General features: G+C 39.1%; 24 protein-coding genes and 1 other RNA gene. 18 read left to right on the top strand and 7 right to left on the bottom strand.

Annotated features, from left to right (window positions below):
* The first annotated feature begins 4 nt into the window (after positions 1 to 4).
* The 5 genes from KFZ58_RS12725 to KFZ58_RS12705 all read left to right on the top strand — a co-directional run bounded on the left by KFZ58_RS12725 (position 5) and on the right by KFZ58_RS12705 (position 3,154).
* Positions 5 to 379 carry a VOC family protein gene (locus KFZ58_RS12725; RefSeq protein ID WP_235791675.1) on the top strand — a complete coding sequence of 125 codons (375 nt, stop codon included), beginning with the start codon at positions 5 to 7 and terminating at the stop codon, positions 377 to 379.
* Positions 380 to 426: 47 nt separating this feature from the next.
* A complete protein-coding gene (locus KFZ58_RS12720) occupies positions 427 to 933 on the top strand; it encodes a GNAT family N-acetyltransferase (protein ID WP_235791674.1) in 507 nt (168 codons plus the stop codon).
* Positions 934 to 1,227: 294 nt separating this feature from the next.
* Positions 1,228 to 1,605, top strand: a complete 378-nt coding sequence (locus KFZ58_RS12715; protein WP_235791673.1) for a GntR family transcriptional regulator — start codon at positions 1,228 to 1,230, stop codon at positions 1,603 to 1,605.
* On the top strand, positions 1,595 to 2,449 hold the full coding sequence (locus KFZ58_RS12710) for an ABC transporter ATP-binding protein (RefSeq protein ID WP_235791672.1): 855 nt from the start codon (positions 1,595 to 1,597) through the stop codon (positions 2,447 to 2,449). The genes KFZ58_RS12715 and KFZ58_RS12710 overlap by 11 nt, the downstream gene beginning before the upstream one ends.
* A 3-nt stretch (positions 2,450 to 2,452) precedes the next feature.
* Positions 2,453 to 3,154: a hypothetical protein gene (locus tag KFZ58_RS12705; protein ID WP_235791671.1), complete on the top strand. Its 702-nt coding sequence runs from the start codon at positions 2,453 to 2,455 to the stop codon at positions 3,152 to 3,154.
* A 142-nt stretch (positions 3,155 to 3,296) separates the two neighbouring features.
* Here KFZ58_RS12705 and ptsP read toward each other — a convergent pair whose 3' ends face one another.
* Both ptsP and KFZ58_RS12695 read right to left on the bottom strand, forming a co-directional pair.
* The gene (ptsP, locus tag KFZ58_RS12700; protein ID WP_235791670.1) at positions 3,297 to 5,012 is read right to left on the bottom strand and encodes a phosphoenolpyruvate--protein phosphotransferase; all 1,716 of its coding nucleotides are present in this window, start codon (positions 5,010 to 5,012) and stop codon (positions 3,297 to 3,299) included.
* A gap of 83 nt (positions 5,013 to 5,095) precedes the next feature.
* Positions 5,096 to 6,007, bottom strand: coding sequence for an alpha/beta hydrolase (locus KFZ58_RS12695; protein ID WP_235791669.1), 912 nt, complete (start codon positions 6,005 to 6,007; stop codon positions 5,096 to 5,098).
* A 151-nt stretch (positions 6,008 to 6,158) separates the two neighbouring features.
* On the opposite strand from KFZ58_RS12695, the gene secG reads away from it, so the two are divergent.
* The 12 genes from secG to phnE (KFZ58_RS12640) all read left to right on the top strand — a co-directional run bounded on the left by secG (position 6,159) and on the right by phnE (KFZ58_RS12640) (position 17,166).
* Positions 6,159 to 6,392: a preprotein translocase subunit SecG gene (secG, locus tag KFZ58_RS12690; protein ID WP_235791668.1), complete on the top strand. Its 234-nt coding sequence runs from the start codon at positions 6,159 to 6,161 to the stop codon at positions 6,390 to 6,392.
* 117 nt (positions 6,393 to 6,509) lie between these two features.
* On the top strand, positions 6,510 to 7,256 hold the full coding sequence (locus KFZ58_RS12685; RefSeq protein ID WP_235791667.1) for an alpha/beta hydrolase: 747 nt from the start codon (positions 6,510 to 6,512) through the stop codon (positions 7,254 to 7,256).
* Positions 7,257 to 7,294: 38 nt separating this feature from the next.
* Positions 7,295 to 9,484 carry a ribonuclease R gene (gene rnr, locus KFZ58_RS12680; protein WP_235791666.1) on the top strand — a complete coding sequence of 730 codons (2,190 nt, stop codon included), beginning with the start codon at positions 7,295 to 7,297 and terminating at the stop codon, positions 9,482 to 9,484.
* Positions 9,485 to 9,747: 263 nt separating this feature from the next.
* The gene (zupT, locus tag KFZ58_RS12675) at positions 9,748 to 10,551 is read left to right on the top strand and encodes a zinc transporter ZupT (protein WP_370642275.1); all 804 of its coding nucleotides are present in this window, start codon (positions 9,748 to 9,750) and stop codon (positions 10,549 to 10,551) included.
* Between the two features lie 85 nt (positions 10,552 to 10,636).
* Positions 10,637 to 11,104 (top strand): SsrA-binding protein SmpB, encoded by a 468-nt coding sequence (smpB, locus tag KFZ58_RS12670; protein ID WP_235791665.1) that lies wholly within the window; start codon positions 10,637 to 10,639, stop codon positions 11,102 to 11,104.
* 70 nt (positions 11,105 to 11,174) lie between these two features.
* On the top strand, positions 11,175 to 11,300 hold the full coding sequence (locus KFZ58_RS19195; protein WP_255694837.1) for a hypothetical protein: 126 nt from the start codon (positions 11,175 to 11,177) through the stop codon (positions 11,298 to 11,300).
* A 163-nt stretch (positions 11,301 to 11,463) separates the two neighbouring features.
* Positions 11,464 to 11,808: a transfer-messenger RNA gene (gene ssrA, locus KFZ58_RS12665) on the top strand.
* A gap of 1,087 nt (positions 11,809 to 12,895) precedes the next feature.
* Entirely contained in the window at positions 12,896 to 13,129 is a 234-nt protein-coding gene (locus KFZ58_RS12660; protein ID WP_235791664.1) for a hypothetical protein, read from the top strand.
* A gap of 467 nt (positions 13,130 to 13,596) precedes the next feature.
* Positions 13,597 to 14,664, top strand: a complete 1,068-nt coding sequence (locus KFZ58_RS12655) for a phosphate/phosphite/phosphonate ABC transporter substrate-binding protein (protein ID WP_235791663.1) — start codon at positions 13,597 to 13,599, stop codon at positions 14,662 to 14,664.
* Positions 14,665 to 14,756: 92 nt separating this feature from the next.
* Positions 14,757 to 15,539 carry a phosphonate ABC transporter ATP-binding protein gene (gene phnC, locus KFZ58_RS12650; RefSeq protein ID WP_235791662.1) on the top strand — a complete coding sequence of 261 codons (783 nt, stop codon included), beginning with the start codon at positions 14,757 to 14,759 and terminating at the stop codon, positions 15,537 to 15,539.
* Positions 15,532 to 16,344, top strand: a complete 813-nt coding sequence (phnE, locus tag KFZ58_RS12645; protein ID WP_235791661.1) for a phosphonate ABC transporter, permease protein PhnE — start codon at positions 15,532 to 15,534, stop codon at positions 16,342 to 16,344. Before phnC ends, phnE (KFZ58_RS12645) begins: the two co-directional genes overlap by 8 nt.
* Before the next feature lie 15 nt (positions 16,345 to 16,359).
* Positions 16,360 to 17,166, top strand: coding sequence for a phosphonate ABC transporter, permease protein PhnE (gene phnE / locus KFZ58_RS12640; protein ID WP_235791660.1), 807 nt, complete (start codon positions 16,360 to 16,362; stop codon positions 17,164 to 17,166).
* A gap of 144 nt (positions 17,167 to 17,310) precedes the next feature.
* On the opposite strand, the gene KFZ58_RS12635 is transcribed toward phnE (KFZ58_RS12640), so the two are convergent.
* The 5 genes from KFZ58_RS12635 to KFZ58_RS12615 all read right to left on the bottom strand — a co-directional run bounded on the left by KFZ58_RS12635 (position 17,311) and on the right by KFZ58_RS12615 (position 21,700).
* Positions 17,311 to 18,885, bottom strand: coding sequence for a bifunctional metallophosphatase/5'-nucleotidase (locus KFZ58_RS12635; RefSeq protein WP_235791659.1), 1,575 nt, complete (start codon positions 18,883 to 18,885; stop codon positions 17,311 to 17,313).
* A gap of 114 nt (positions 18,886 to 18,999) precedes the next feature.
* Positions 19,000 to 19,737: a cobalt ECF transporter T component CbiQ gene (gene cbiQ, locus KFZ58_RS12630; RefSeq protein WP_235791658.1), complete on the bottom strand. Its 738-nt coding sequence runs from the start codon at positions 19,735 to 19,737 to the stop codon at positions 19,000 to 19,002.
* A 21-nt stretch (positions 19,738 to 19,758) separates the two neighbouring features.
* On the bottom strand, positions 19,759 to 20,592 hold the full coding sequence (locus KFZ58_RS12625) for a DUF4198 domain-containing protein (RefSeq protein ID WP_235791657.1): 834 nt from the start codon (positions 20,590 to 20,592) through the stop codon (positions 19,759 to 19,761).
* Positions 20,593 to 20,600: 8 nt separating this feature from the next.
* Complete coding sequence (locus KFZ58_RS12620) at positions 20,601 to 21,026, bottom strand: hypothetical protein (RefSeq protein WP_235791656.1); 426 nt, start codon at positions 21,024 to 21,026, stop codon at positions 20,601 to 20,603.
* Positions 21,023 to 21,700, bottom strand: coding sequence for a CbiM family transporter (locus KFZ58_RS12615; RefSeq protein WP_255694832.1), 678 nt, complete (start codon positions 21,698 to 21,700; stop codon positions 21,023 to 21,025). Before KFZ58_RS12615 ends, KFZ58_RS12620 begins: the two co-directional genes overlap by 4 nt.
* A gap of 387 nt (positions 21,701 to 22,087) precedes the next feature.
* On the opposite strand from KFZ58_RS12615, the gene KFZ58_RS12610 reads away from it, so the two are divergent.
* Positions 22,088 to 22,267, top strand: a complete 180-nt coding sequence (locus tag KFZ58_RS12610; RefSeq protein ID WP_235791654.1) for a hypothetical protein — start codon at positions 22,088 to 22,090, stop codon at positions 22,265 to 22,267.
* Positions 22,268 to 22,282: the final 15 nt, after the last annotated feature.

The following is a 22,282-nucleotide window of genomic DNA, read 5'->3' as shown; positions in this document are numbered from 1 at the left end:
AATGATGGCTAATTTTAAAATTGAAAAAATCAATACGATTATCATTCCGGTAAAAGATTTGAACAGGTCAATCGATTTTTATAAAAATGTATTACATTTGACTGAGGATTTCGTGGAAAACGGGATGGCTTATTTTTCCGTTGGACAGGGTGAAGATGAAATCAGCATTATGCTACATATTATTGATGAACCTGAACCGGTGGAGAAAGGGATTGTTTTTGAGTTAATGACGGAAGATGTTGTTGCGGCCGTTGAGTCCATCAAAAATGTCGGCGAAGAAATTGTCCAGGAACCTGTTGATCGCGAGTGGGGAGTTACAGAAGCTGTCATAGCTGATCCGGACGGTTATCGAATTTGGGTAGTTCAGCCATTGTCATAGAAAAGATAGAAATTTTTTTCGCTGAAAAGACAAATGGAGGGAGCAGCATGATAGAAGTTAGAAGAGGATTGCCAAAACATGTGGAAGGCATTTCCAGAGTATGCATAGAGGGAAGACGGGACACAATTGGAGGGATCATCAAAAGTACAGAAAGTATGAAAAGGAATGATAAAATATTCTATAATCATGATCGTATTAGGCGTGAATTGGAGGAAGCGGAGGGTTGGGATGGTTATTTCGTAGCACTTGATGATGGGATCGTTGTGGGTGCGATTGGCGGAGGTATGATAGATGAGACTAAAAGTGAAGTCTATGTTCTATACTTAGACCCCGAACGACGTAGGGAAGGGATAGGTACCGAACTTTTAAATCACTTAACAGATGTCCAACGTAATAAAGGGGCGAGCGAGCAATGGGTGTCCGTTCTAAAAGGCAATGTTAAAGGTATTCCTTTTTATGAAGTAAAAGGATTCCGTTTTATGGGTGAAAAAGAGGCCTATGGTAACGTTGAAGGAGAAGACTATATTTCTTTGAGATATAGAAGGGAAATATAAAATTGAAAATTATTTAAGAATCGGACACTGTAAAATAATTTTAGGAAATGGCCACTTTAAAAATTAAATCCTGTGATGAGGAATCCATTTTGATCTATTTCAAAATGGATTTTTAATTGATTTCAAACTTCATTCACAATTAAGGGATGCCTCAGTATATTAACGCGTTAACGTACTGAGGGACAGACCCCGCTAATTGTTATCTTCCAATTTAAAAAAATTAGTTTGACTTTTACATATCAATGCTATATAGTTAGTTAAATAAGTAATTAACCAATTAGGGAATGAACTAAAATGAAAAAAATACTAGATGAAAGCAAACCGATCTTTATACAGATTAAAGATCAAATAGAAGACTCGATCATGGATCAGTCATATAAGGTTGGTGATCGGGTACCTTCCACAAATGAATTTGCTGCCTTTTATCAAATTAATCCTGCTACTGCTGGTAAAGGAATTAATGAATTGGTGGCAGAGGGGATATTGGTGAAAAGGAGAGGAGTAGGCATGTTTGTAACCGAAGCGGCTAAGGAGATTGTTATTGAGAAGCGCAAGCAGACATTTTATGACAATTACATGCATCCACTAAAGGAGGAAGCAAAAAAGCTTCGAATGAATGAAGATGAACTTATGGAAATGTTGCAAAGGGAGGACAAACAAAATGAAGATTGAAGTGAATAATTTAAGTAAGACGTACGGAGAAAAGTATGCATTGAATCATGTTTCGTTTACGCTTGAAGAGAATAAAATTTATGGTCTGCTTGGAAGAAATGGTGCTGGCAAAACAACGTTCATGGATATACTCAGTGGGCAAATTTTAGCATCAAGTGGAAATATAAAAATTAATGGGGAAAATCCATTCGACAACCAAGAATTAACGGAATCCATTTGTTTAATTAAGGAAGCGAATAATTTTCCTAAAGAGTTAAAGATCAAAGACGTGTTAACGATTTTTTCCTACTTTTACCCGAATTGGGAGCAAACACTCGCAGAAGACTTATTAAAAGAGTTTAACTTAACGAGGCAATTGAAGATAAAAATGTTATCAAAAGGGATGGAATCCGCTTTAGGTATTACGGTTGGCTTAGCGAGTAGAGCACCAATTACGGTCTTTGACGAGCCGTATATCGGGATGGATGCACCATCACGAAAACGATTTTATGAATTGTTACTAGAAGATTATCAGGAGTATCCACGAACAATTATCTTCTCGACACATTTAATTGATGAGGTTAGCTTAATGTTTGAGGGCGTAATCATCTTACAAGAAGGTTCTGTTGTTTTACAAGAATCCTCAGAAGTATTAAGAGAACAAACAGTAGCCGTATCTGGGCCAACGGAAAAGGTTGATGCATTTCTACAGGACAAAGAAGTGATTGAAAGAAAGGATCTGGCTGGAAATTCTTTTGTCTATGCCTATGGTACAAAAGGAGAAGCGAATGCAGCTGGATTGCAAGTAGAAGGCGTGCCAATTCAAGAATTGATGATCCATTTAACGGAAAAGAAGGGAGCATAACGTATGAATAATCAAGTTAAAGGGCTATTATTTTATTACACACTAGAACAAAAGCATTATTCAAAAATCTTTTGGACGATTCTTATTGCAATAACATTGGCAACGAGTATAATAGCGTATTTTCTTATGGATGTAGAAGGTACTCAATTTTATTGGGCTTTTCCTTTTGCAACGTATACGAATGTCTGTATTATAGCTTTCCAAACTGTTAAAAAGGATGTTCCATTTGGATTAAAAATGGGATCTATTCGGAAAAATATCTTTCTTAGCTATATATATTTCTTCTTAGGTTATTCTTTATTTATGGCAGTAGCAGGTAATACTTTACAATTGATTTTCGAAGGATTGCATCATGTATTCGGTGTTACAAACTATATCTTTTCACATCCGGCAATGATTTTGACCGATACTTGGTTAACACGAACGATTATTGATACATTCTTCATGTTTTTCCTGATGGCTTTATTATTCTTAGTTGGATTAATTTTTTATCAATCCGGGTTACTGGGTGGATTAATTTTCTTAAGCGTATTTGTTGTCGTATCTTTATATGGCCTTTTTGACGGTTGGTTGATTGACGCATTTGCAAGCATCTTACCTGATGCATCCATGTTAACTTTTGCTACCCTCTTTCTTATTGGTATCGTATTGTACCTTGTTAGTTATCTGTTAATTCGTAAAATAACCGTTGTACAAAAGGTATAAAATAAACGCTCAAGATGGGTGAACACCGTATCTTGAGCGTTGTTGTTATTTATTCTAATTATTTTTAAAATTGAATTGCAGAAAATAGTAATAATAATCTACCACCGCGCCCAGACCAAAAGGCCCGAGCGCTCCTCCAACTTTATTTCGTTTTCTCTTTAACAAATTCCATGACTTCTTCTGCGGTTCCCATCGATAATAGCTTCTCTTTATATGAAACCAATTTCTCTTTTGATAGTCCACTTATCTGTGTACGTGCTGGTAAAATGGAGGTTGCGCTCATACTGAACTCATCCAATCCTAGCCCGAGTAAAATTGGGATTGCGATTGGGTCTCCTGCCATTTCTCCACACATACCAACCCATTTATTTTCACTATGTGCTGCTTCGATCACATTGTTTACAAGGTTCAATATTGCTGGATGATATGGCTGGTATAAATAGGAAACCTTTTCATTCATACGGTCTGCTGCCATGGTATATTGAATTAAATCATTTGTTCCGATGCTGAAGAAATCGACCTCTTTAGCAAATTGCTTGGCAATTACTGCGGTTGATGGGATTTCAACCATGATGCCAACTTCAATATTATCGGAGACTTCGACACCTTCACGCTTCAGATTTTCTTTTTCATCCATTAGAATGGCTTTAGCTTGGCGAAATTCTTCCAATGTTGCGATCATCGGGAACATAATTTTTAAGTTTCCATGTGCACTCCCGCGCAGTAATGCTCGTAATTGAGGTCTGAACACATTTTCATTTTCCAGGCAGAAGCGAATGGCGCGGAAGCCTAAGAATGGGTTCAGCTCTTTTGGTAAATCTAAATAACTCAGTTCTTTATCTCCACCAATATCCAATGTACGAACAACTACAGGTTTCCCATCCATTTGTTCGAGTACAGATTTATAAGCATCATATTGTTCATCTTCTGTAGGAAGCTGTGATTTACCCATGTATAAAAACTCTGTACGGTACAGTCCGATTCCTTCGCCACCGTTACCTAGAACGCTCGCGACGTCTTCTGGTGTACCAATATTAGCTGCTAGTTCAACCTGTTCCCCGTCCTCGGAGAAAGTAGGTTCATCCTTTAACTTCGCCCACTCTTCTTTTTGTCTTTCGAATGTTTCCTGTTTCTTGCGGTATGTTTCAAGTTCCTTATCTGTTGGGTTAACAAGTACAAACCCGTCGTTTCCATCAACAATGATCATGTCGTTTTGGGAAACAGAATCGGTAATCTCCTTTGAGCCTACGATTGCCGGGATTTCAAGTGAACGGGCCATGATAGCTGAGTGGGATGTACGCCCGCCAATATCTGTTGCAAACCCTTTTACGAATTGACGATTTAATTGTGCAGTATCGGAAGGGGTTAAGTCATTAGCAATAACGATAACTTCTTCATCAATTAACGCCGGATCCGGAAAAGTTGCTCCTATTAAATGTGCCAAAACACGTTTGGTAACATCCTGAATGTCTGCGGCGCGCTCACGCATATATTCATTCTCCATGTTTTTAAACATATCGATAAACATATTCGCTGTTTCTTCTAACGCGACCTCCGCCATGACGTTATCTGCATCTATTTTATCTTTCATCGGATTGATAAGTTCCGGGTCACCTAGTACAAGCAAATGTGCAGAGAAAATTTCTGCATGCTCGTCGCCCATTTCCTTTTTCGTATGTGCTTTAATTTTTTCAAGATCTTGCTTGGAAATTTCCAATGCTTTATCTAATCGTTCTTTTTCTTCATTTGGATTCTTGATCGTTCTTTTTTCAAACGTTAAATCCGGTGCTGTTAGGTGATAGGCTTTTGCGATGGCAATGCCTGGCGATGCTGCGATTCCTTGGATTGTTTTTGTCATGATAGTAGCCCGACCTTTCTATGCTAAAAATGTTCTCCACTTTATTTTATAGTGTTACATCAATGTAAGCAAGCAATCCTTCTTTACATGTGATTTTGAATCCAATCGTAAATGGTTGTATACACTTCCTCTTTATTCGGTTCATGCAAAATTTCATGTCGACCGTCTGTAAATAGCATGACCATTATGGCTTCAAGACCTGCTTTTTCATAAAGACGTGCCGTTTTCCAAATGCCCTTCGTATAGTCTCCAATTGGATCTGCGTCCCCGCTGATTAGCAACATGGGGATGTCTTTTTTAATTGCTTGATTCCGTTTCCGGTTATGAATTCCAAGCAAACCTGTCGTTAGATCGTAGAAAAACCTCCCTGTTGGAATAAAGCCGCTGTAAGGGTCATTCATATAATCTTCCACAACTTCTTCGTCCGTGCTCAACCAGTCGATGCTTGTCCTTTTGTCAGGAATCTTTTTATTGTTGAAGCCAAAGACGAGTGAATTCATGAATCTGGATTCTTCTTTTGGTGGCATCATTGCTGCTATTTGCTGTCCTGTTTTGGAGATTAATGTTGGATAATAGCCTGTTCCGGAAAGAATGACGCCGTTAATAATATGGCTACTTTGCTGGATGTAATCCCTTGCTAAAAAAGATCCCATACTGTGTCCAAATAGAAACACGGGTGTGTTCGGATGATCCTGTTTAATCTGATCGGTTATGATACGTAAATCTGCCGCTGTTTTTGCAAAACCATCTTCTGCTGCAAAATACCCGAATAATCCCTGTCCATCTCCCGTCTTACCATGCCCGCGGTGATCGTTTCCATAAACGAAAATGTTACGTGCAACAAGGTATTCGGCAAATGCATTATAGCGGTTGATATGTTCTACCATTCCATGGGAAAGCTGCACAATTGCCTTTGGTTTTTCAATTGATGAATACCACTTTTTCACATAAACTTCAACATTATCTTCCATCGTTAGCCAAAACTCTTTTTCCATGCTGACCATCCAATCTAGTGTTATCTTCTAGTAATATGATAAAATGAAAAAGACGAAACGTCCAATTTGAAAAAAATTATCTTGCTATATAATTGGGTATTATGCTAAAGTAAAAACAGGTATTTGTCCGTATAGGAGGTGTCCGTGTAAAATGGCTACTGTCATAAATGTGCTACTCGTAATTGATGCAATAATTATGGTTATATTGGTTTTATTACAATCAGGTCAAAGTTCAGGGCTTTCTGGAGCAATATCCGGAGGGGCAGAACAGTTATTTGGGAAACAAAAAGCACGGGGAATGGATTACTTCCTCCACCGTGGAACGATTGTTACAGGTGTACTGTTTTTCGTATTGGCATTTCTAAGTGCATATATCATACAGTAGGTGTTTTCCAGCCCTTATCACAAAACGTGGTAAGGGTTTTTACTTTAGGGATATGTTGTATAATCATGGAAAAAGGGTATAGTAACTAATAGGTTAATGTTAAGGAGTGTCGTTATCGTGAAGGTAAAACAACCAGAACCTTTTACATTTGAAGCAGGACCGCGTGCAGTATTGCTTCTGCATGGATTTACAGGTCATTCTGCGGATGTTCGAATGCTTGGAAGGTTTCTTGAAAAGAAAGGCTATACAAGTCATGCGCCAATTTATCGTGGCCATGGGCTCCCACCGGAGGAATTAATCCAAACAAATCCGGATGAATGGTGGGAAGATGTCAGAGATGCTTATAAACATTTGCAGGATCTGGGTTACAAAGAAATAGCGGTGGCAGGTCTCTCACTTGGAGGGGTCTTAGGATTGAAAATTGCTTATTCCGAGAAGACAAAAGCAATCATTCCAATGTGTACCCCGATGTTTTTTGATAATGAAACGCAGTTAACAAAAGGGTTTAAAAGCTTTTCCAAAGAATATAAGCAGCTGGAAGGAAAAGACGAAGAAGAAATAGAGCAGGAAGTATCGGATGTAATGGAAAATTCAACAGCTGTTTTTGAAGGGCTCGCAGCATTTATTGATGAAGTGCGAGCGAATGTTGATACGATTTATACACCGACCTATGTAGTGCAGGCGAGGAAAGACCAGATGATTAACACAGATAGTGCCACATATATTTATGAAAATGTTGAGGCAGATGAGAAAGATATGAAATGGTATGAGGAATCCGGGCATGTGATTACATTGGATAAGGAAAAGGATCAGCTGTTTGAAGACATTTATCAGTTTCTAGAATCCCTAGATTGGGAAGAATAGAAGATAGGAAATTATAATTAAGCAAAGAAGGTGAGCAAATGAAAGATGATATCCTTACATTTTTTAAAGAATCAGGTACAAAACCATTGGCAGTTGATGAAATCGAAGAAGCATTGGAAATTGATGATTCGTTAGATTTTAAGGAATTTGTTAAAGCATTGAATGCACTGGAGGAAGAAGGAGAACTTGTTCGCACACGGAAAAATCGATTCGGTCTCCCAGAGAAGATGAACCTTATACGCGGACGAATTCAAATGCATGCGAAGGGATTCGCTTTCTTAATTCCAGATGACGAAGATCAGACAGATGTCTATATTAACCCTGCCGATCTTGGATCAGCCATGAACAAGGATAAAGTACTCGTTCGTTTGGAAAGGAAAGACGACAGTGACAAACGCCCGGAAGGAAGTGTGATACGCATTCTGGAACGTGCTACCTTGCAAGTTGTCGGCACGTTTGAGGATAATCGCGCGTTTGGTTTTGTGATAGCGGACGATAAACGTATTCCAAATGATATTTTTATCCCAAAAAGCATGACGAATGGTGCAGTGAGCGGGCATAAAGTGATTGCCCATATTACGAAATATCCGGAGGGACGTAAGAGTGCGGAAGGCGAAATCATTCATATTCTTGGACATAAAAATGATCCGGGTATTGATATTATTTCGATTATCCATACACATGGTATAACAGTAGATTTCCCTGATGAAGTTCTAGATCAGGCTGCACATGCACCGGAGAGCATTTCTGAAGACGAGATCCAAAACCGTCGCGACCTGCGTGATGAAGTCATTGTTACCATCGACGGTGCGGATGCAAAAGACCTTGATGATGCGGTTATGGTAAAAAAACTTGATAATGGCAATTACAAGCTTGGTGTATACATAGCTGACGTCACGTATTATGTAGAACAGAACACATCAATGGATAAAGAAGCGTTCGAACGTGGGACAAGCGTATATTTAGTAGACAGGGTAATTCCGATGATTCCACATCGGCTTTCCAATGGAATTTGTTCCTTAAACCCCCAGGTGGATCGTTTAACCCTGGGCTGTGAGATGGAAATTACATCAAGTGGGGAAGTCGTTAATCATGAAATTTTCCAAAGTGTGATAAAGACGAGCGAACGGATGACGTATACGGATGTAAATAAAATTTTAGCTGACCAGGACGAGGAAACAAGGGACAACTATAAATCCTTAGTACCGATGTTTGAACAAATGGAAAAGTTAGCATCGATCCTACGTGGTAAACGTATGGGCCGGGGTGCTATCGACTTTGATTTTAAAGAAGCCCAAGTCCTGGTGGATGAAAAAGGAAAGGCAGAAGATGTTGTAATACGAGAACGTTCTGTTGGGGAGCGTTTAATTGAGGAATTTATGTTAGCAGCAAATGAAACCGTAGCCGAACATTTTCATTGGATGGATGTACCATTTATCCACCGAATCCATGAAGACCCTGACGAAAGTAAGTTACAGAGCTTTTTCGAATTCCTGGGAAGTCTCGGGCTTTCCGTTAAAGGTACAGCTAACGAGGTTCACCCACAAGCCTTGCAAAAAGTAATTGAAGAAGTGCAAGGTGAACCGGAAGAAATGATTGTATCTAAGCTCATGCTGCGTGCAATGAAGCAGGCGAAATATGATCCGCAAAGTATCGGTCATTTTGGTTTAGCTACTGAATTCTATACACATTTCACATCACCAATCCGAAGATACCCTGATTTAATCGTCCATCGATTGATTAGAACCTATTTAATCAATAAACAAATGGATAAGGATACAATTCGCTATTGGAAGGAAAGTCTGCCGGAAATTGCAAGACACACATCGGAAAAAGAACGTTCAGCTGTGGATGCCGAACGTGAGACAGATGATTTGAAAAAAGCGGAGTATATGCAGGATAAAATTGGAGAGGAATTCACAGGTGTTATCAGTTCCGTTACAAACTTTGGTATGTTTGTAGAGCTGGAAAATACCGTTGAAGGACTTATCCATGTCAGCTATCTAACAGATGATTACTATCATTATGATGAGAAAAGCCTTGCACTAATTGGTGAGCGAACAGCCAATGTTTATCGTATTGGTGACGAAGTTGAGATAAAAGTAGCAAGTGTTAACACCGATGAGCGCACCGTTGACTTTGAACTGGTTCAAGCTGAAAAACCGAAGCAGCGCAAGAAAAAAGACAAGCCAACAGCCACCAAAAATCGGAAGAAGAAAAAAAGATAATATAAGGGAGGATGAGCAGAATTTTCGTTCTGGCTCATCCTTTTTTAATGTTCGTGAACATCTACATAAAAGCGTGCATATAATTAAATTATATAAAAAGTTGGAGTGAGTAAACATTATTGTTGACGTGTAAATAATTGTTGCTTATACTACATAATAGTGTAGTGTCAAAAAGAAGCATGGGGACGGTCCACTTGCTTCGTATCAATAAAAAAGGAAGCAAAGGAACCTCCTCGTGCTTCCTAAAAAGGAGGATTGATATTGTGAGTGATGTTTTACTGGCGTTTTTATTTACGCTAATGGCCGGGCTTGCTACAGGGATTGGGAGCTTGCTGGCATTTTTTACAAAAACAACGAATACGAAATTTTTATCATTTGCCCTAGGATTATCTGCAGGTGTGATGATTTATGTCTCGATGATTGATATATTTTTTAAAGCGCAGGATGCTTTGATTGCTGATCTAGGAGAACAGACAGGAGCCTGGCTGACGGTCATATCTTTCTTCGCTGGGATGGCTTTAATTGCGCTAATTGACCGATTTATTCCGAAGCATTCCAACCCTCATGAGGTAAAGAAAATTGAAGATATGGATAGACCCGGAGCAGCTATCAACAACCCAGAATTACTGAAAATGGGTGTATTCACAGCCTTAGCGATCGGAATTCATAATTTTCCAGAGGGGATCGCGACATTTATGTCAACATTGCAGGATCCCGCTTTAGGCTTTGCCATTGCATTTGCGGTAGCAATTCATAACATACCTGAAGGAATTGCGGTGTCTGTACCAATTTATTATGCAACGAATGACAAAAAACGGGCATTTAAATTATCGTTTCTGTCCGGATTGGCCGAACCCGCCGGTGCACTGCTAGCGTTTTTAATTCTTATGCCGTTTTTAAATGGCGTTATGTTTGGTATAATATTTGCGATGGTGGCAGGGATTATGGTGTTTATTTCATTGGATCAGTTATTACCTGCTGCGAAAAAATACGATGAATCCCATATTTCAATCTATGGCGTGATAAGTGGGATGGCTGTAATGGCGTTAAGTTTATTGCTGCTATAATGACGCGTGGGCGCTTTGGTCTTGGAATCACAGTCCATATTTGGTAGAATTAAATTTACGCATCGGAGCAGTAGGAGGAAACACCATGCCAAAAGGAAACGGTAATACAATTGCAAAAAACAGAAGAGCGTCCCATGATTTCTCCATTGAAGAAACCTATGAAGCAGGAATTGTCCTGCAGGGAACGGAAATAAAATCGATTCGTGCAGGAAGAGTGAACATAAAGGATTCCCATGCAAGGATCGACCGTGGAGAAGTAAAACTCATTAACTTGCATATTGCAGAATACGAGCAGGGTAATCGTTACAATCATGACCCTACACGTACAAGGAAATTGCTATTGCATCGTAAGGAAATTGATAAATTAATCGGACTAACGCAGCAGCAGGGATATGCACTCGTTCCACTGAAAATTTATATTAAAAATGGCGTTGCAAAGGTGTTAATTGGACTTGGAAAAGGGAAGAAGAAATACGATAAGCGTGAAGATTTGAAGCGGAAACAGATGAAGCGAGATGCAGATCGGGCTGTAAAAGAGCACATGCAGGGATAAGTTCTTAGTGTGTGATTGTGAGCTCTGGACGAAAAGCTCTGGTCGCGGAACAGATAGCTGCGTGCGCTGGATGAAACGCTCTGGTCGCGGGACAGATAGCTACGTGCGCTGGATGAAACGCTCTGGTCGCGGAACAGATAGCTATGAGCGCTGGACGAAAAGCTCTGGTCGCGGGACAGATAGCTATGAGCGCTGAACAAAGCGTTCTAGCCGCGGAACAGGCTACTGCGACCGCTGGACTAACAGCCACAGCCCCTTGACTTCAATGCAATTTATGATATAATAAGATCTGTAGTTGATAAAAATAAATAAATGAATATGCTCAATATAAATCTGAGCGCCTCTTTAAATGGGGACGTTACGGATTCGACAGGGATAGATTGAGCTCAGGTTGCGCGTCGAGGTTACGGCTCGTAAAACGTTACTCGCCTAAATATAACTGGCAAAGAAAACAATTCACCAGCTTTAGCAGCTGCATAAGCTGACTAAAGCGATCCTTCCTGCCATCGCCCGTGTGGCAGATTGAAGGGTCTCAAATGAAGCGGGCTCTTGCTATCATCCACCGTCTGAGGATGATAGTAGAAATTAATCAGACTAGCTGCTCTTCAAAGCCTGTTGGTAGGCTTTAGTGTCAGCGAATCATAATATACCAACTATGCGTGTAGAAGCCTGAGTGGCGATATCTCTGGACGTGGGTTCGATTAGTAATTAGTCGCCTTTTGTAGTAATACAAAAGTGAAAATTCGGCTTTATCGGTGAAACCTAAGTTGCTTATGTGAGAGGTCTGTCCCCCACTACGTTAAAGTGTTAAAGTCCATTTATAGCAATAGGGCAATGCCGAGTGGTATGTGGAGAAATCCAACAGCCATGTATCGACTTATAGGCTGCCAATTTTGGTAGTACTAGGATGCGAAATGCTGCCCGGATAGGGTAAATATATATTTCGCATAAGACGCCGAAGAGCCTGAATACATCAGGTTCAAGATATAGTCAGTGCCATGTCGAAAGCATGGAAGAGCATGTCCCACCGTCTCCACCAATACATAATGTTGGTGGTTTTTTTGTGTTTGTTAACTTAGATAAACGTTGGTTACAATTTAAAAAAGCGCTCTTCAAAGGATATTTTATTGTGAAACATAATGTCACTATACTTTCCATTTCTAGGAGTCTCTGAATCATATTTATCTAGGATCCATGTAGCACGCCCTTTTTTCTGTACAATTCCTAAATAAAAGCGTATCTCTTCTAAAATTTTAAAGACCTCTCTCTTTTTTTAAATATAAAGTGTATATGAATCCTTGTATTTAACAGGATTATAATTCTTTTTACTCAAAATACTGCCACCTGATAATTTTTGGATAAAAAGTAGCAATTCTTTATCATTTGAAGAAATTGGAACACAAGGTCTTCTAAATCCCTTTTTATGCATCCTTGTTTATGCTACCTTCCCATATATAAGCGGCTTCCCATTTTCCATCTAAAAGTCACTACTTTCATTTTAGAATATTCTGCTTTGATCCTGTCATGTACTTTCATCCATTACGTTAAAGTGAAAAAGTTTAACGCCAACTCTCGGCCATGATGGCAAAATTTATTAAAATAAAATATAGTCTTAATTAATTTCACTTACTAACAGGGTATTTCGAATATTTATGTTAAAATAAATACAAATATTCTAACGGTAACAATTAAATTAATGAAGTATGCAGCTTTGAACCGTACTTACATAATAGGACGAGTTAGTTGAATAGTTTATTTCTGTATTGAACGGAGTAAGATAGGGGGATGTATTTGAGTGTAGATATTTTCATTATTATGTGGGGAGTAGCAACTTTTATGGTTGTTAGAGCATATTTAAAAATGGGCAAAGAAGATAGAATGTCTGCGATGAAAGATTTTATGTCAAGCAATTTTATTTTTACAATAGGTTTTCTCGCTATAGGTGCCTTTCTTGCCACTTTTGGAAACACATTTTCATTAAATACAATCTTTTTCAATTGGAAAAAAGAGGACGCTAAACAGTAAGTAGAACTTTTTGTGCTGAAGTAGAGGTTTGTTTAAGAAACATAGATTTTATGGGCATATAATTGAGTAAGAAAATGTTTTATATATACAACATTATTATTTTGCATTCCATGCCCCTTAAAAATGGACATCAAATTCAGGAATAATCTTCTCAATACCCGTATCTTATATACCTCCACTATTTTATTTTGTGTTTAACAATACAGGAAAATAACATATGGAAAAGAATCAACATTAGGAACTGAGTCAGTCAATTGGCTCAGTTTTTTGGTGTGGGATAATCTATATTATACAGGAATAAGTCATTTCGTCGTTCTTTATAGCTGTTGTCTAGGAATAGTAACCAGTATATAAGTTAAAGTTAGGTTATATAATTAACGCAAAATTAACTTATAGTTTATATTACGTTAATACTTATTCTTTATACTAGATTTGTTGTAAAAATTTAGAGAGAAAGGAAGGTAATCATGAAAAAGTTCTTATATTTATTAATGATAGGTGCATTTATTGCTGTATTGGCAGCTTGTGAGAGTGGCTCTGAAGAAAGCTCCTCAGCAGCAGAAGGGGAGAGCTCTGAGTCTGAAGAAACAGTAAATGAATCAATCGACACACTTTCAGTCGGATTTGTACCTTCGAGAGATCCGGATGAAATTATAACTGCCACAGAACCTCTGAAACAGTTATTGAAAGAGGAGCTGGCAACAATGGGATACGATGTAGGTGAAGTTGAAATCACAGTAGGTACTAACTATGAGGCAGTTGGCGAAGCACTTTCTGCTGGAACAACAGATGTTGGGCTAATCCCGGGTGGTACATATGTATTATATGATGATGGCGCAGAGGTTGTTTTAACATCAACACGTGCTGGATTAAGCGTTGATTCCGATGATCCAAAAGAGTGGAATGACAATAAGCCAACAGAAGCATCTGATGAGCAAGTGACAGGCTATCGTGCATTAATCATTGCTGGTCCGTCAGAAAAAGGGCAGGAACTAGCGAAAAAAGTGAATAATGGAGAGGAATTAACATTTGAAGATGTAAATAGCGCATCGTGGGCAGTTATGTCTTCCTCTTCTCCAGCAGGATATATTTACCCTGCTTTATGGCTTGATGAAAACTATGATAAGACTATTACAGACCTTGAGAACGTCGTCCAGTCCGATTCCTATGGAAGTTCTTTTGCACGGCTTGCATCAGGTCAAATTGATGTGATGGTAACCTATGCAGATGCAAGAATGGATAATGAAGATACATGGCAAACCGAACTTGGCGGAGAAGCACCAATCTGGGATGAAACAAATGTAATTGGTGTTACACCTGCGATTTACAATGATACGGTTAGTGTCAGCAAGAACTCAGAAATTATGGATGAGGACTTGAAATCAGCTATTCAGCAGGCATTTATGAATATTGCTGAGACAGAAGAAGGAAAAGAAGTCATTTCAATCTATAATCATGAAGGGTATCAGGAAGCTGAATCATCCGATTATGATAACGAAAGAAAAGCACAGGAAATGGTTCAAAGCCAGAACTAAGGTAGATTACACTATTAGACTTAAATATTGTGTTGATGAAATGAGGGCATCGCTTGTTGGTGTTCTCATTTTCATAGAATGGAGAGTAAGAGATGATAGAATTTATCGATGTTGGAAAAACTTATCCGAATCATGTCAAGGCATTGGAGAATATCAACCTGAAGATTGGAAAAGGAGAATTTGTTGCGATTATCGGTCTTTCAGGTGCTGGCAAGTCTACACTAATTCGTTGCATCAACCGTATGCATGATATATCTGAAGGGAAATTAATTGTTGACGATGTCGAAGTGAATTCATTAAAGGGAAAGGAGATACGTAATTTCCGGCAGCGTGTCGGGATGATTTTTCAATCTTTTAACCTTGTCACACGGACATCCGTATTAAAAAATGTACTTGTATCGTTCGTTCCGGAGCTCCCATATTGGCGGAAAGTTAGCGGGATATTTTCGAAAGGCCATAAAATCAGAGCATTGACCGCTCTTGATAAGGTTGGGATTCTGGACAAGGCTTATGTTCGTGTTGATCAATTATCAGGCGGACAGCAGCAGCGAGTTGCACTGGCAAGAACGTTAGCACAGAACCCCGATATCATTTTAGCCGATGAGCCTATTGCTTCACTTGATCCAGTGACAGCGAGACAGGTGATGGATGATTTTACAAAAATTAATCAGGAAACAAATATGTCCTTCATCATGAATATTCACCATGTAGAAATGGCACTCGAATATGCAGAACGGATTATCGGTGTCAGGGAAGGGCAGATTGTCTATGACGGGAAATCGGGAGAAGTAACGCAGGAAATCCTCAATCACATATACAAGGGCCAAACGAAAGAATTCGAACAAAGTGAAGTAAAGGAGAGGTACTATGTATGATAAAATTTTCCCTCCTGCTAAAATTTCTTTGTCGAACGGAAAGGTCATTCATGAGAAAAAATCACGTACACCAATCATCCTGGCACTCCTTGTATTTGCCACGATAATCTCGATTCGATTCACGAATTTTGATATTAATGTGCTGCTTACGAGATGGAATGAATTTTTCGTTATCATAGGTCAAATGATACCGCCAAAATGGGATTATCTGGCACATATCTGGCAGCCACTTATGGATACGATCAAGATGTCACTGCTTGGATCGATACTAGGGTCGATTGCTGCTGTTCCAGCGGCTTATTTGGCTTCTTCCAATGTGATGAACAAGACTGTTACTGTCATAAGCAAATTCATACTAAGTATTTTACGGACATTGCCAACACTTGTCACTGCACTTATAGCAACTTTTATCTTTGGTCTTGGAACACTTGCCGGCACGGTTGCGATCTTCCTATTTACGATTGCTTACGTTGGAAAGTTACTATATGAACAAATTGAAAATGCAGATATGGGTTCTTTTGAGGCCATGGAGTCTGCTGGGATGACAAGGATGCAGGCGTTTCGGTATGCGATTTTTCCACAAGTCCTGCCTAATTACTTATCAACGTCCTTATTTTGCTTTGAAGGGAATGTTCGATACGCTGCAATTCTTGGGTATGTCGGCGCAGGCGGTATCGGATTATTACTGAATGAAGGGCTTGGCTGGCGTGATTACGCCAGTGTTGGCATGATTTTACTAATGCTGATCGTTACGGTGTTTATTATTGAAAAAATCAGCGAGCATTTCCGCGAAAAGTTAATCTAAAGGAGTATACATCATATGGATGCAATCGAAAAACAGTTCTATGCTTCACCCAGAAATTTACGCTATATCATTACAGTGGCTGTACTCCTTCTGCTTTTATTCATCTGGTCGCTTTCTGCGGTCAACTTGGAGAACATGGAAGAAAGCGGATGGGAGATCGCTACAGGTATTATTGGAGGAATCCTGAATCCTGATCTAGGATTGTTGTTTAATTTTACATCACAAGGTGTTATGTATTTACTTGTTGAAACCATGGCAATTGCTTTTCTCGGTACGATAATCGGTTCGATACTTGCGATTCCACTTGCTTTTCTATCTGCTTCCAATATTGTACCGAAGCCTGTCGCTGGTTTAACGAAAATTCTATTAATAGTGATTCGTACTATTCCTGCTCTTGTCTATGGATTAATGTTTATTCGTGTTACAGGGCCAGGTCCATTTGCTGGTGTGTTGACAATTGCACTCGTATCGATCGGCATGCTTGCCAAGTTATTTGTTGATGCGATTGAGGAACTCGATACTAGTATCTTGGAATCCATGACATCGATTGGCTGCAATACCTTTGAGAAAATTCGCTATGGTATTTCTCCGCAGCTCTTTTCCATGTTTCTCTCGATTATTATTTATCGTTTTGACATGAATCTAAGAGAAGCATCCATTCTTGGTCTTGTAGGTGCCGGTGGTATCGGTGCCCCACTTATTTTTGCCATGAATGCCTATCGATGGACAGAGGTCGGATCGATTCTTATTGGTCTAGTTGTATTGATTTTAATGGTTGAACTTTTCTCCAATCGGATTCGAACGAAACTTGTTAGAGGTTAAGGCGAGAATGTTGGGTCTTCCCTCTCTATTTTAGAGTAGAGGGGGAAGACCCATTTTAATATACTATACTGTGAGAGAGGGAACTTTACAATTTCATTTAGAACCAACCAATTTAACCAAGCAGGTACGAAACCCGCTTTGTTTTTAAGCTTTGACAGAAAAATTATTTGTTATAGCAGCTTTAATTGTTTTATGTTTCTGTATGTAATTGCTAATTAACTCAACCATATCCTGCTGAATTTCTTTAACAACAGGTTTGTTTTTAAGCATATCAAAATTCCCGCCTCCGCTTGCACGGTAATTATTCATGACAACATGGTAAGTTTTATCCATGTCCAGTGAATTTCCCTGATAAGAAATGTTTTCCACTTTGTTTCCATTTGGTTTGGAGACACGAATGGTATAGTTAAGTCCTTCCCACATATCATAATTATAATGTTGTGACTTAGGGGAGATATAATCAGGGTTAACTGTAAGATTACCTTTAGGATCAAGAACAAAATAGGTGGCACTTCTTTCCAGTGCCTGTTTTATATCTCTTCCGGTTAACGAAAGCACAATAAGTGTATTTGGATATTTATAATTCGTAACAATGTCACGCATTGTTACGGTGGAAGAAAAACCTGGTGAGTCATTACTAAATAGCGATGTTACCGAAATATCTGCTCCGCTTATATCCATTTGCACTTTTTGAATGAATTCGATAAATGGATGTTTTTCCATTCTTGCCTGGAGTGGATCCTTGATGGTCATATCGCCTTCTATATGTCCAATCGGCTTGTCCAACCAATTTTGGGTAGATTGTTCTAATTCCTCATTGTTTTTCAGTATTACTGGGTCAGCTTCTATTCCTTCTAACGTTTTGACACTTGCTTGTTTGCTAGTAATAACCCAGCCGTTTTCTTCTTGTTGCAGTTCAACATCGACTTTTCCATAGTTCTCTGCGTTATTTCCAGGTTGGATAATAAGACAATCACGAATCATTCCAGTTAATATACGATGTTGATGGCCAGTTAAAAGTATGTCGATACCATCTATTTTTTCTGCCATTTCATACCCCTGATTTTCACCAGTTAAGTTTTCCGTTACCTTTCCTGTTTCAATATCTCGTTCAAAACCCCCATGATAGGCAGCAATTAGCAGATCGCATTTTTCTTTTAAGCGGATTTCATCTACCCAATGCTGTAAGGTTGTACAGGCATCGGCAAACTGGATACCCTGTATATGCTCAGGCGTTTCCCAGTTTGGAATATAATGGGTTGTTACTCCTACAATTGCCGCCTTTATTCCATTGGACAAAGTTTTGATGCTATATGGTGGTCCAAAGTAGGGGTTACCAGTTTTTTCATCAAGAGAATTAGCGGACAGCCATGGATAGTTTGATTGCTTTATGGCATCCAGCAGAATACCTTTACCGAAATTAAATTCATGATTACCGATTACACCAGCATCAATGCCAATTCGGTTCATGATGCTAATCATAGGGTTTTGTTTGCCGGAATGCTTTTTTACATAATGCGTCATAAATGGCGTGCCTTGGATAAGATCGCCATTATCAATAACGATAACGTGGTCATTTATCTCACGTGTTTTCTTGATGAGGGTTGCATATTTTGCTAGACCAAGGTCTGCTTGTTCGTTTGTTCCGTAATTAATTGGCAGGGCATTGCCGTGAACATCACTTGTGTAAAGTATTTTAATGTTTGCTTTATTAGTCAAGTACGATCATCCTTTCTTGACTATAGTTTAGCATAGAAAAAAATGTATTTTTGTATATTTTATTTAATATTCCAATCGATCCCTACATATACGGCGATTACCTGTATCCCCACCTCAAACCACATAACCCCTCTCAACAATAATCAAACCAACAATAATCACAACAGCAGCAGCTGTCTTAAAAAAATCCCATTGCGTCATTTTTGGCGATTTTTCAAAGCGTAACTTTCCATTGAAACAACGTGATGCCATTGCCTCATACATACGCTCAGCACGGTCCATTGATCGAATGATTAACGTTCCTATAAGTTGACCGTACACTTTTAAAGCCCTTATGCTCAAGCCCCCGTTAAAGAAGCGTGATTTCATTGCTATTTGCATCTTTTGAATGTCATCCAGAAATAGAAATACATAGCGGTAGGAAAGTATTAAAACGGTAATAAGTAGGGGAGGAACTTTTAAATCTGCCAGGCTATTCATAAATTGATCCAGTGATTGTGAATCCAGGATGATTGTAATGACATTCATCGACGTGAATGCTTTAATAAGGATTAATGTAGCAAAGGCCAAATTATCTGAGACGAAAAAGCCTTGGCCGAATAATAACGGGACAGTCATTAACAGAAGAAATGGTGTAATGATTAAATACCTTTTAAAAAGCAGTGTAAGGGGTATTCTCATGAAAACGACGATCATAAATGAAGTCACATAAGCAATCGTTGCAATTGCGGTTGTCGTTAAACTTATTACCCCAAAAATGAAAAAAAGACCTGCAACTAACTTTGCTCTTGGTTCCCAATCAAGCGCCCATTGTGATATTTCCAAAGCCCCGTCCCCGCTATTATTAACCAAACATATTCACCGCCCTACATGTTACTTTTTCCTTAGAAAAATCAATATGACAGAAGCTCCAACTAATAAACCTACTACAAGCATTGCGATAAATGACCACATGTTGGACCCCTCTTCTGCATCCTCTGCATCTGCTTCTCCTGTATTAACCAGTAATGTTGTTGTATGACTTGTGATTTCATATTCTTCTCCGTCGATGTCTCCGGCCTCATCAACTTCTGCATTTGCCTTTATTAACCATTTTCCAGTTGAATCAAATGTAAAATTAAACGTTCCATCATCATCCGTAACACCTTCTAATACTTCATGCTCAGGCCCATAGGCTGTTACAGTTGCATCTGCTATCTCACTTCCATCCAATCGAATCGTTCCACTAAAATCCCCTGTAGAAAAATGTGCTGTGTCCTCATTCGGAATGATCTCTAGTTGTGCTTCAATCGCTTCTTCTGAATTTGAGCTAGCGCCGCCAACATGGTAAATCTGTTTAGCAAATTGATTGCTTAATTGCGCAATACCATCGTCAGGCGTATATGTACTTGGCGTTCTTTCCGCCCAGAATGTATAAGCACCTTCATCTGTTATAGGTACATAAGCTCTTGAATGAACACCAACCTCTTCTAATTCCAGTTGATCAGTATCTCCATTTGGATAACGAACGTGTAATTGAAAATCTTCTATATTGGCTTCGTCAACATAATCACGAATATGCCCCCATAATACATCTACACGCAGTTCTTCACTTTCTGTAAATTCCTCTACCTCAATATAGAGTTCATGTGCTGAAACGTTTAGGGAAAAAATGGACATACAAGCAATGATCACGGCAGCCATTACTATTGTCTTTCTTATTGTCATTAAAAATTTCACCTCTTCGTTTTTTTACTGCGGTAGTAAAAGCTTGAAGCAGTAAATAGTAAAATAGAAACACCTAATAAAGCTCTGATATAGAGTGGAATAGTATCCACCGTGTTCTCTTCACCACTGACGAATGTGGCCCGGTGCCCCATTCCGTCATCAGCGGCAAAACGATGTACGTCAAGTCCTTTCTCATAATGAAAATACCCATCTTCATCTGTTTCGCCCTCATCAAGAAGCTCCCCGTCTTCGTCGAAAGCAGAGACAATTGCTAAACCAGCAGACGCTCCATCGTCATAGCGAACATGAACAAGCCCGTCTTCTACTTGTTCAATGACCATGCGATGTGCGAAAGCAGCTTGCGGATGAAATAATGTGGAAAAGCACAAGCAAACGCATATCACTGCGAATAGGATTACTTTTTTATTATTCATGTTTCTTTTTTATCACCTCCGTCATTTGTTACATTACTCGCGAAGAGACTGGGTTTCATGGCGTATAAATGTTTCACAGCAAAACCTGTTAGAACCCCTTCCATGAGTGCAAGCGGCAAATAAGCCAAAAACACAACTCGAATGACAGAAAACGTACCCACGCCATATCGCTGATCAGAGAAAAGAAGGAGAATAATTAATAAACAAACACCGATTCCAATTGCGGAAAAACCGGCAGTAAAACCACGCCAAAATAAAGGGATTCGGTGAAAAAAGCTTGATAGCCAGTAGATGAAGAGTGCTGGAATGGACATTAATAATGTATTGGCACCAAACGTACTAACTCCACCGTGCTGAAACAAAATAGCCTGGAGTACTAAGCCGATAACGATAGCAACAGGGGCACGACGCCCTAAGATCAAACCAAGGAATCCACCTAACAAAGGGTGAACAGAGGTAGGGCCAATCGGTATATTGATTAAGGATGCAACAAAAAAGGCACCAGCAAGCAGGCTGATTTTCGGGATTTCTTCTTCTTTCGTCCCTTTTAGAGAATAGGCCAGTATGCCAACTGCCCCTACTGTTGTTGTGACCGCAACAGTGATGTCCAATACACCATCGGCTATATGCAAAAATATCCCCCCTTCTTTGGCAGAAATATCATGTTTATTCATTTAACTATATTGTAGGAAGAGAATGATTATGCCGGCCAAGCTATTAAAATAAAAATGGAAATGACATAAGAAAAGCCGGGTGGAATTCAAACTCAAATTCCACCCGGCTTTTCTAATATTAATATTCACTGAAAGGTGCCATTTGTCGCTGACTATAATCAATTGGTTTTGGTCTATGTGGTATATAATTATTCAGATACTGTTTATGGTGCAAGGTGTGTAAAAATCCTTCGGGATGTGGCTTCTCATAATCTTGTGAAGGCCAATGTTTTACATTAAGATGCTTGTATTCAACAGGCCCTCCCGGCGCATATGCACAAATATTTCCTTTTTCCGAATTAGCGGATGAATGTAGAGAATATTAACTATAAAATATAAGATTTACATGTGGAAGATTTGTCCGGGACATTATTAGTCGGCTTAGCAGCACTTAGTGATGCAGAGAAATTAAAGGAGCTTCTATCAGAGAATGGCCCAGTGTCACTTAATGATATTAACACAGAGGAATTTGAAAACAATGTCATGGGTGATCAGGAAGCGAACGATTCGAATGGAAATAATCAGTAATCCAACTTTCGAAAC

It is taken from the genome of Virgibacillus sp. NKC19-16 (assembly GCF_021560035.1).
GTDB classification, from domain to species: domain Bacteria; phylum Bacillota; class Bacilli; order Bacillales; family Amphibacillaceae; genus Virgibacillus_L; species Virgibacillus_L salidurans.
The sequence above is the reverse complement of the archived record's forward strand: the minus strand, read 5'-3'. Positions and strand labels throughout refer to the sequence as shown.

Bases quoted from the DNA above. Each gene is read 5' to 3' on its own strand.
- KFZ58_RS12725 (WP_235791675.1), top strand. From the start codon at position 5: ATGGCTAATTTTAAAATTGAAAAAATCAATACGATTATCATTCCGGTA.
- KFZ58_RS12720 (WP_235791674.1), top strand. From the start codon at position 427: ATGATAGAAGTTAGAAGAGGATTGCCAAAACATGTGGAAGGCATTTCC.
- KFZ58_RS12715 (WP_235791673.1), top strand. From the start codon at position 1,228: ATGAAAAAAATACTAGATGAAAGCAAACCGATCTTTATACAGATTAAA.
- KFZ58_RS12710 (WP_235791672.1), top strand. From the start codon at position 1,595: ATGAAGATTGAAGTGAATAATTTAAGTAAGACGTACGGAGAAAAGTAT.
- KFZ58_RS12705 (WP_235791671.1), top strand. From the start codon at position 2,453: ATGAATAATCAAGTTAAAGGGCTATTATTTTATTACACACTAGAACAA.
- ptsP (WP_235791670.1), bottom strand. From the start codon at position 5,012: ATGACAAAAACAATCCAAGGAATCGCAGCATCGCCAGGCATTGCCATC.
- KFZ58_RS12695 (WP_235791669.1), bottom strand. From the start codon at position 6,007: ATGGAAAAAGAGTTTTGGCTAACGATGGAAGATAATGTTGAAGTTTAT.
- secG (WP_235791668.1), top strand. From the start codon at position 6,159: ATGGCTACTGTCATAAATGTGCTACTCGTAATTGATGCAATAATTATG.
- rnr (WP_235791666.1), top strand. From the start codon at position 7,295: ATGAAAGATGATATCCTTACATTTTTTAAAGAATCAGGTACAAAACCA.
- smpB (WP_235791665.1), top strand. From the start codon at position 10,637: ATGCCAAAAGGAAACGGTAATACAATTGCAAAAAACAGAAGAGCGTCC.
- KFZ58_RS19195 (WP_255694837.1), top strand. From the start codon at position 11,175: ATGAAACGCTCTGGTCGCGGGACAGATAGCTACGTGCGCTGGATGAAA.
- KFZ58_RS12655 (WP_235791663.1), top strand. From the start codon at position 13,597: ATGAAAAAGTTCTTATATTTATTAATGATAGGTGCATTTATTGCTGTA.
- phnC (WP_235791662.1), top strand. From the start codon at position 14,757: ATGATAGAATTTATCGATGTTGGAAAAACTTATCCGAATCATGTCAAG.
- phnE (WP_235791661.1), top strand. From the start codon at position 15,532: ATGTATGATAAAATTTTCCCTCCTGCTAAAATTTCTTTGTCGAACGGA.
- phnE (WP_235791660.1), top strand. From the start codon at position 16,360: ATGGATGCAATCGAAAAACAGTTCTATGCTTCACCCAGAAATTTACGC.
- KFZ58_RS12625 (WP_235791657.1), bottom strand. From the start codon at position 20,592: ATGACAATAAGAAAGACAATAGTAATGGCTGCCGTGATCATTGCTTGT.
- KFZ58_RS12620 (WP_235791656.1), bottom strand. From the start codon at position 21,026: ATGAATAATAAAAAAGTAATCCTATTCGCAGTGATATGCGTTTGCTTG.
- KFZ58_RS12615 (WP_255694832.1), bottom strand. From the start codon at position 21,700: ATGAATAAACATGATATTTCTGCCAAAGAAGGGGGGATATTTTTGCAT.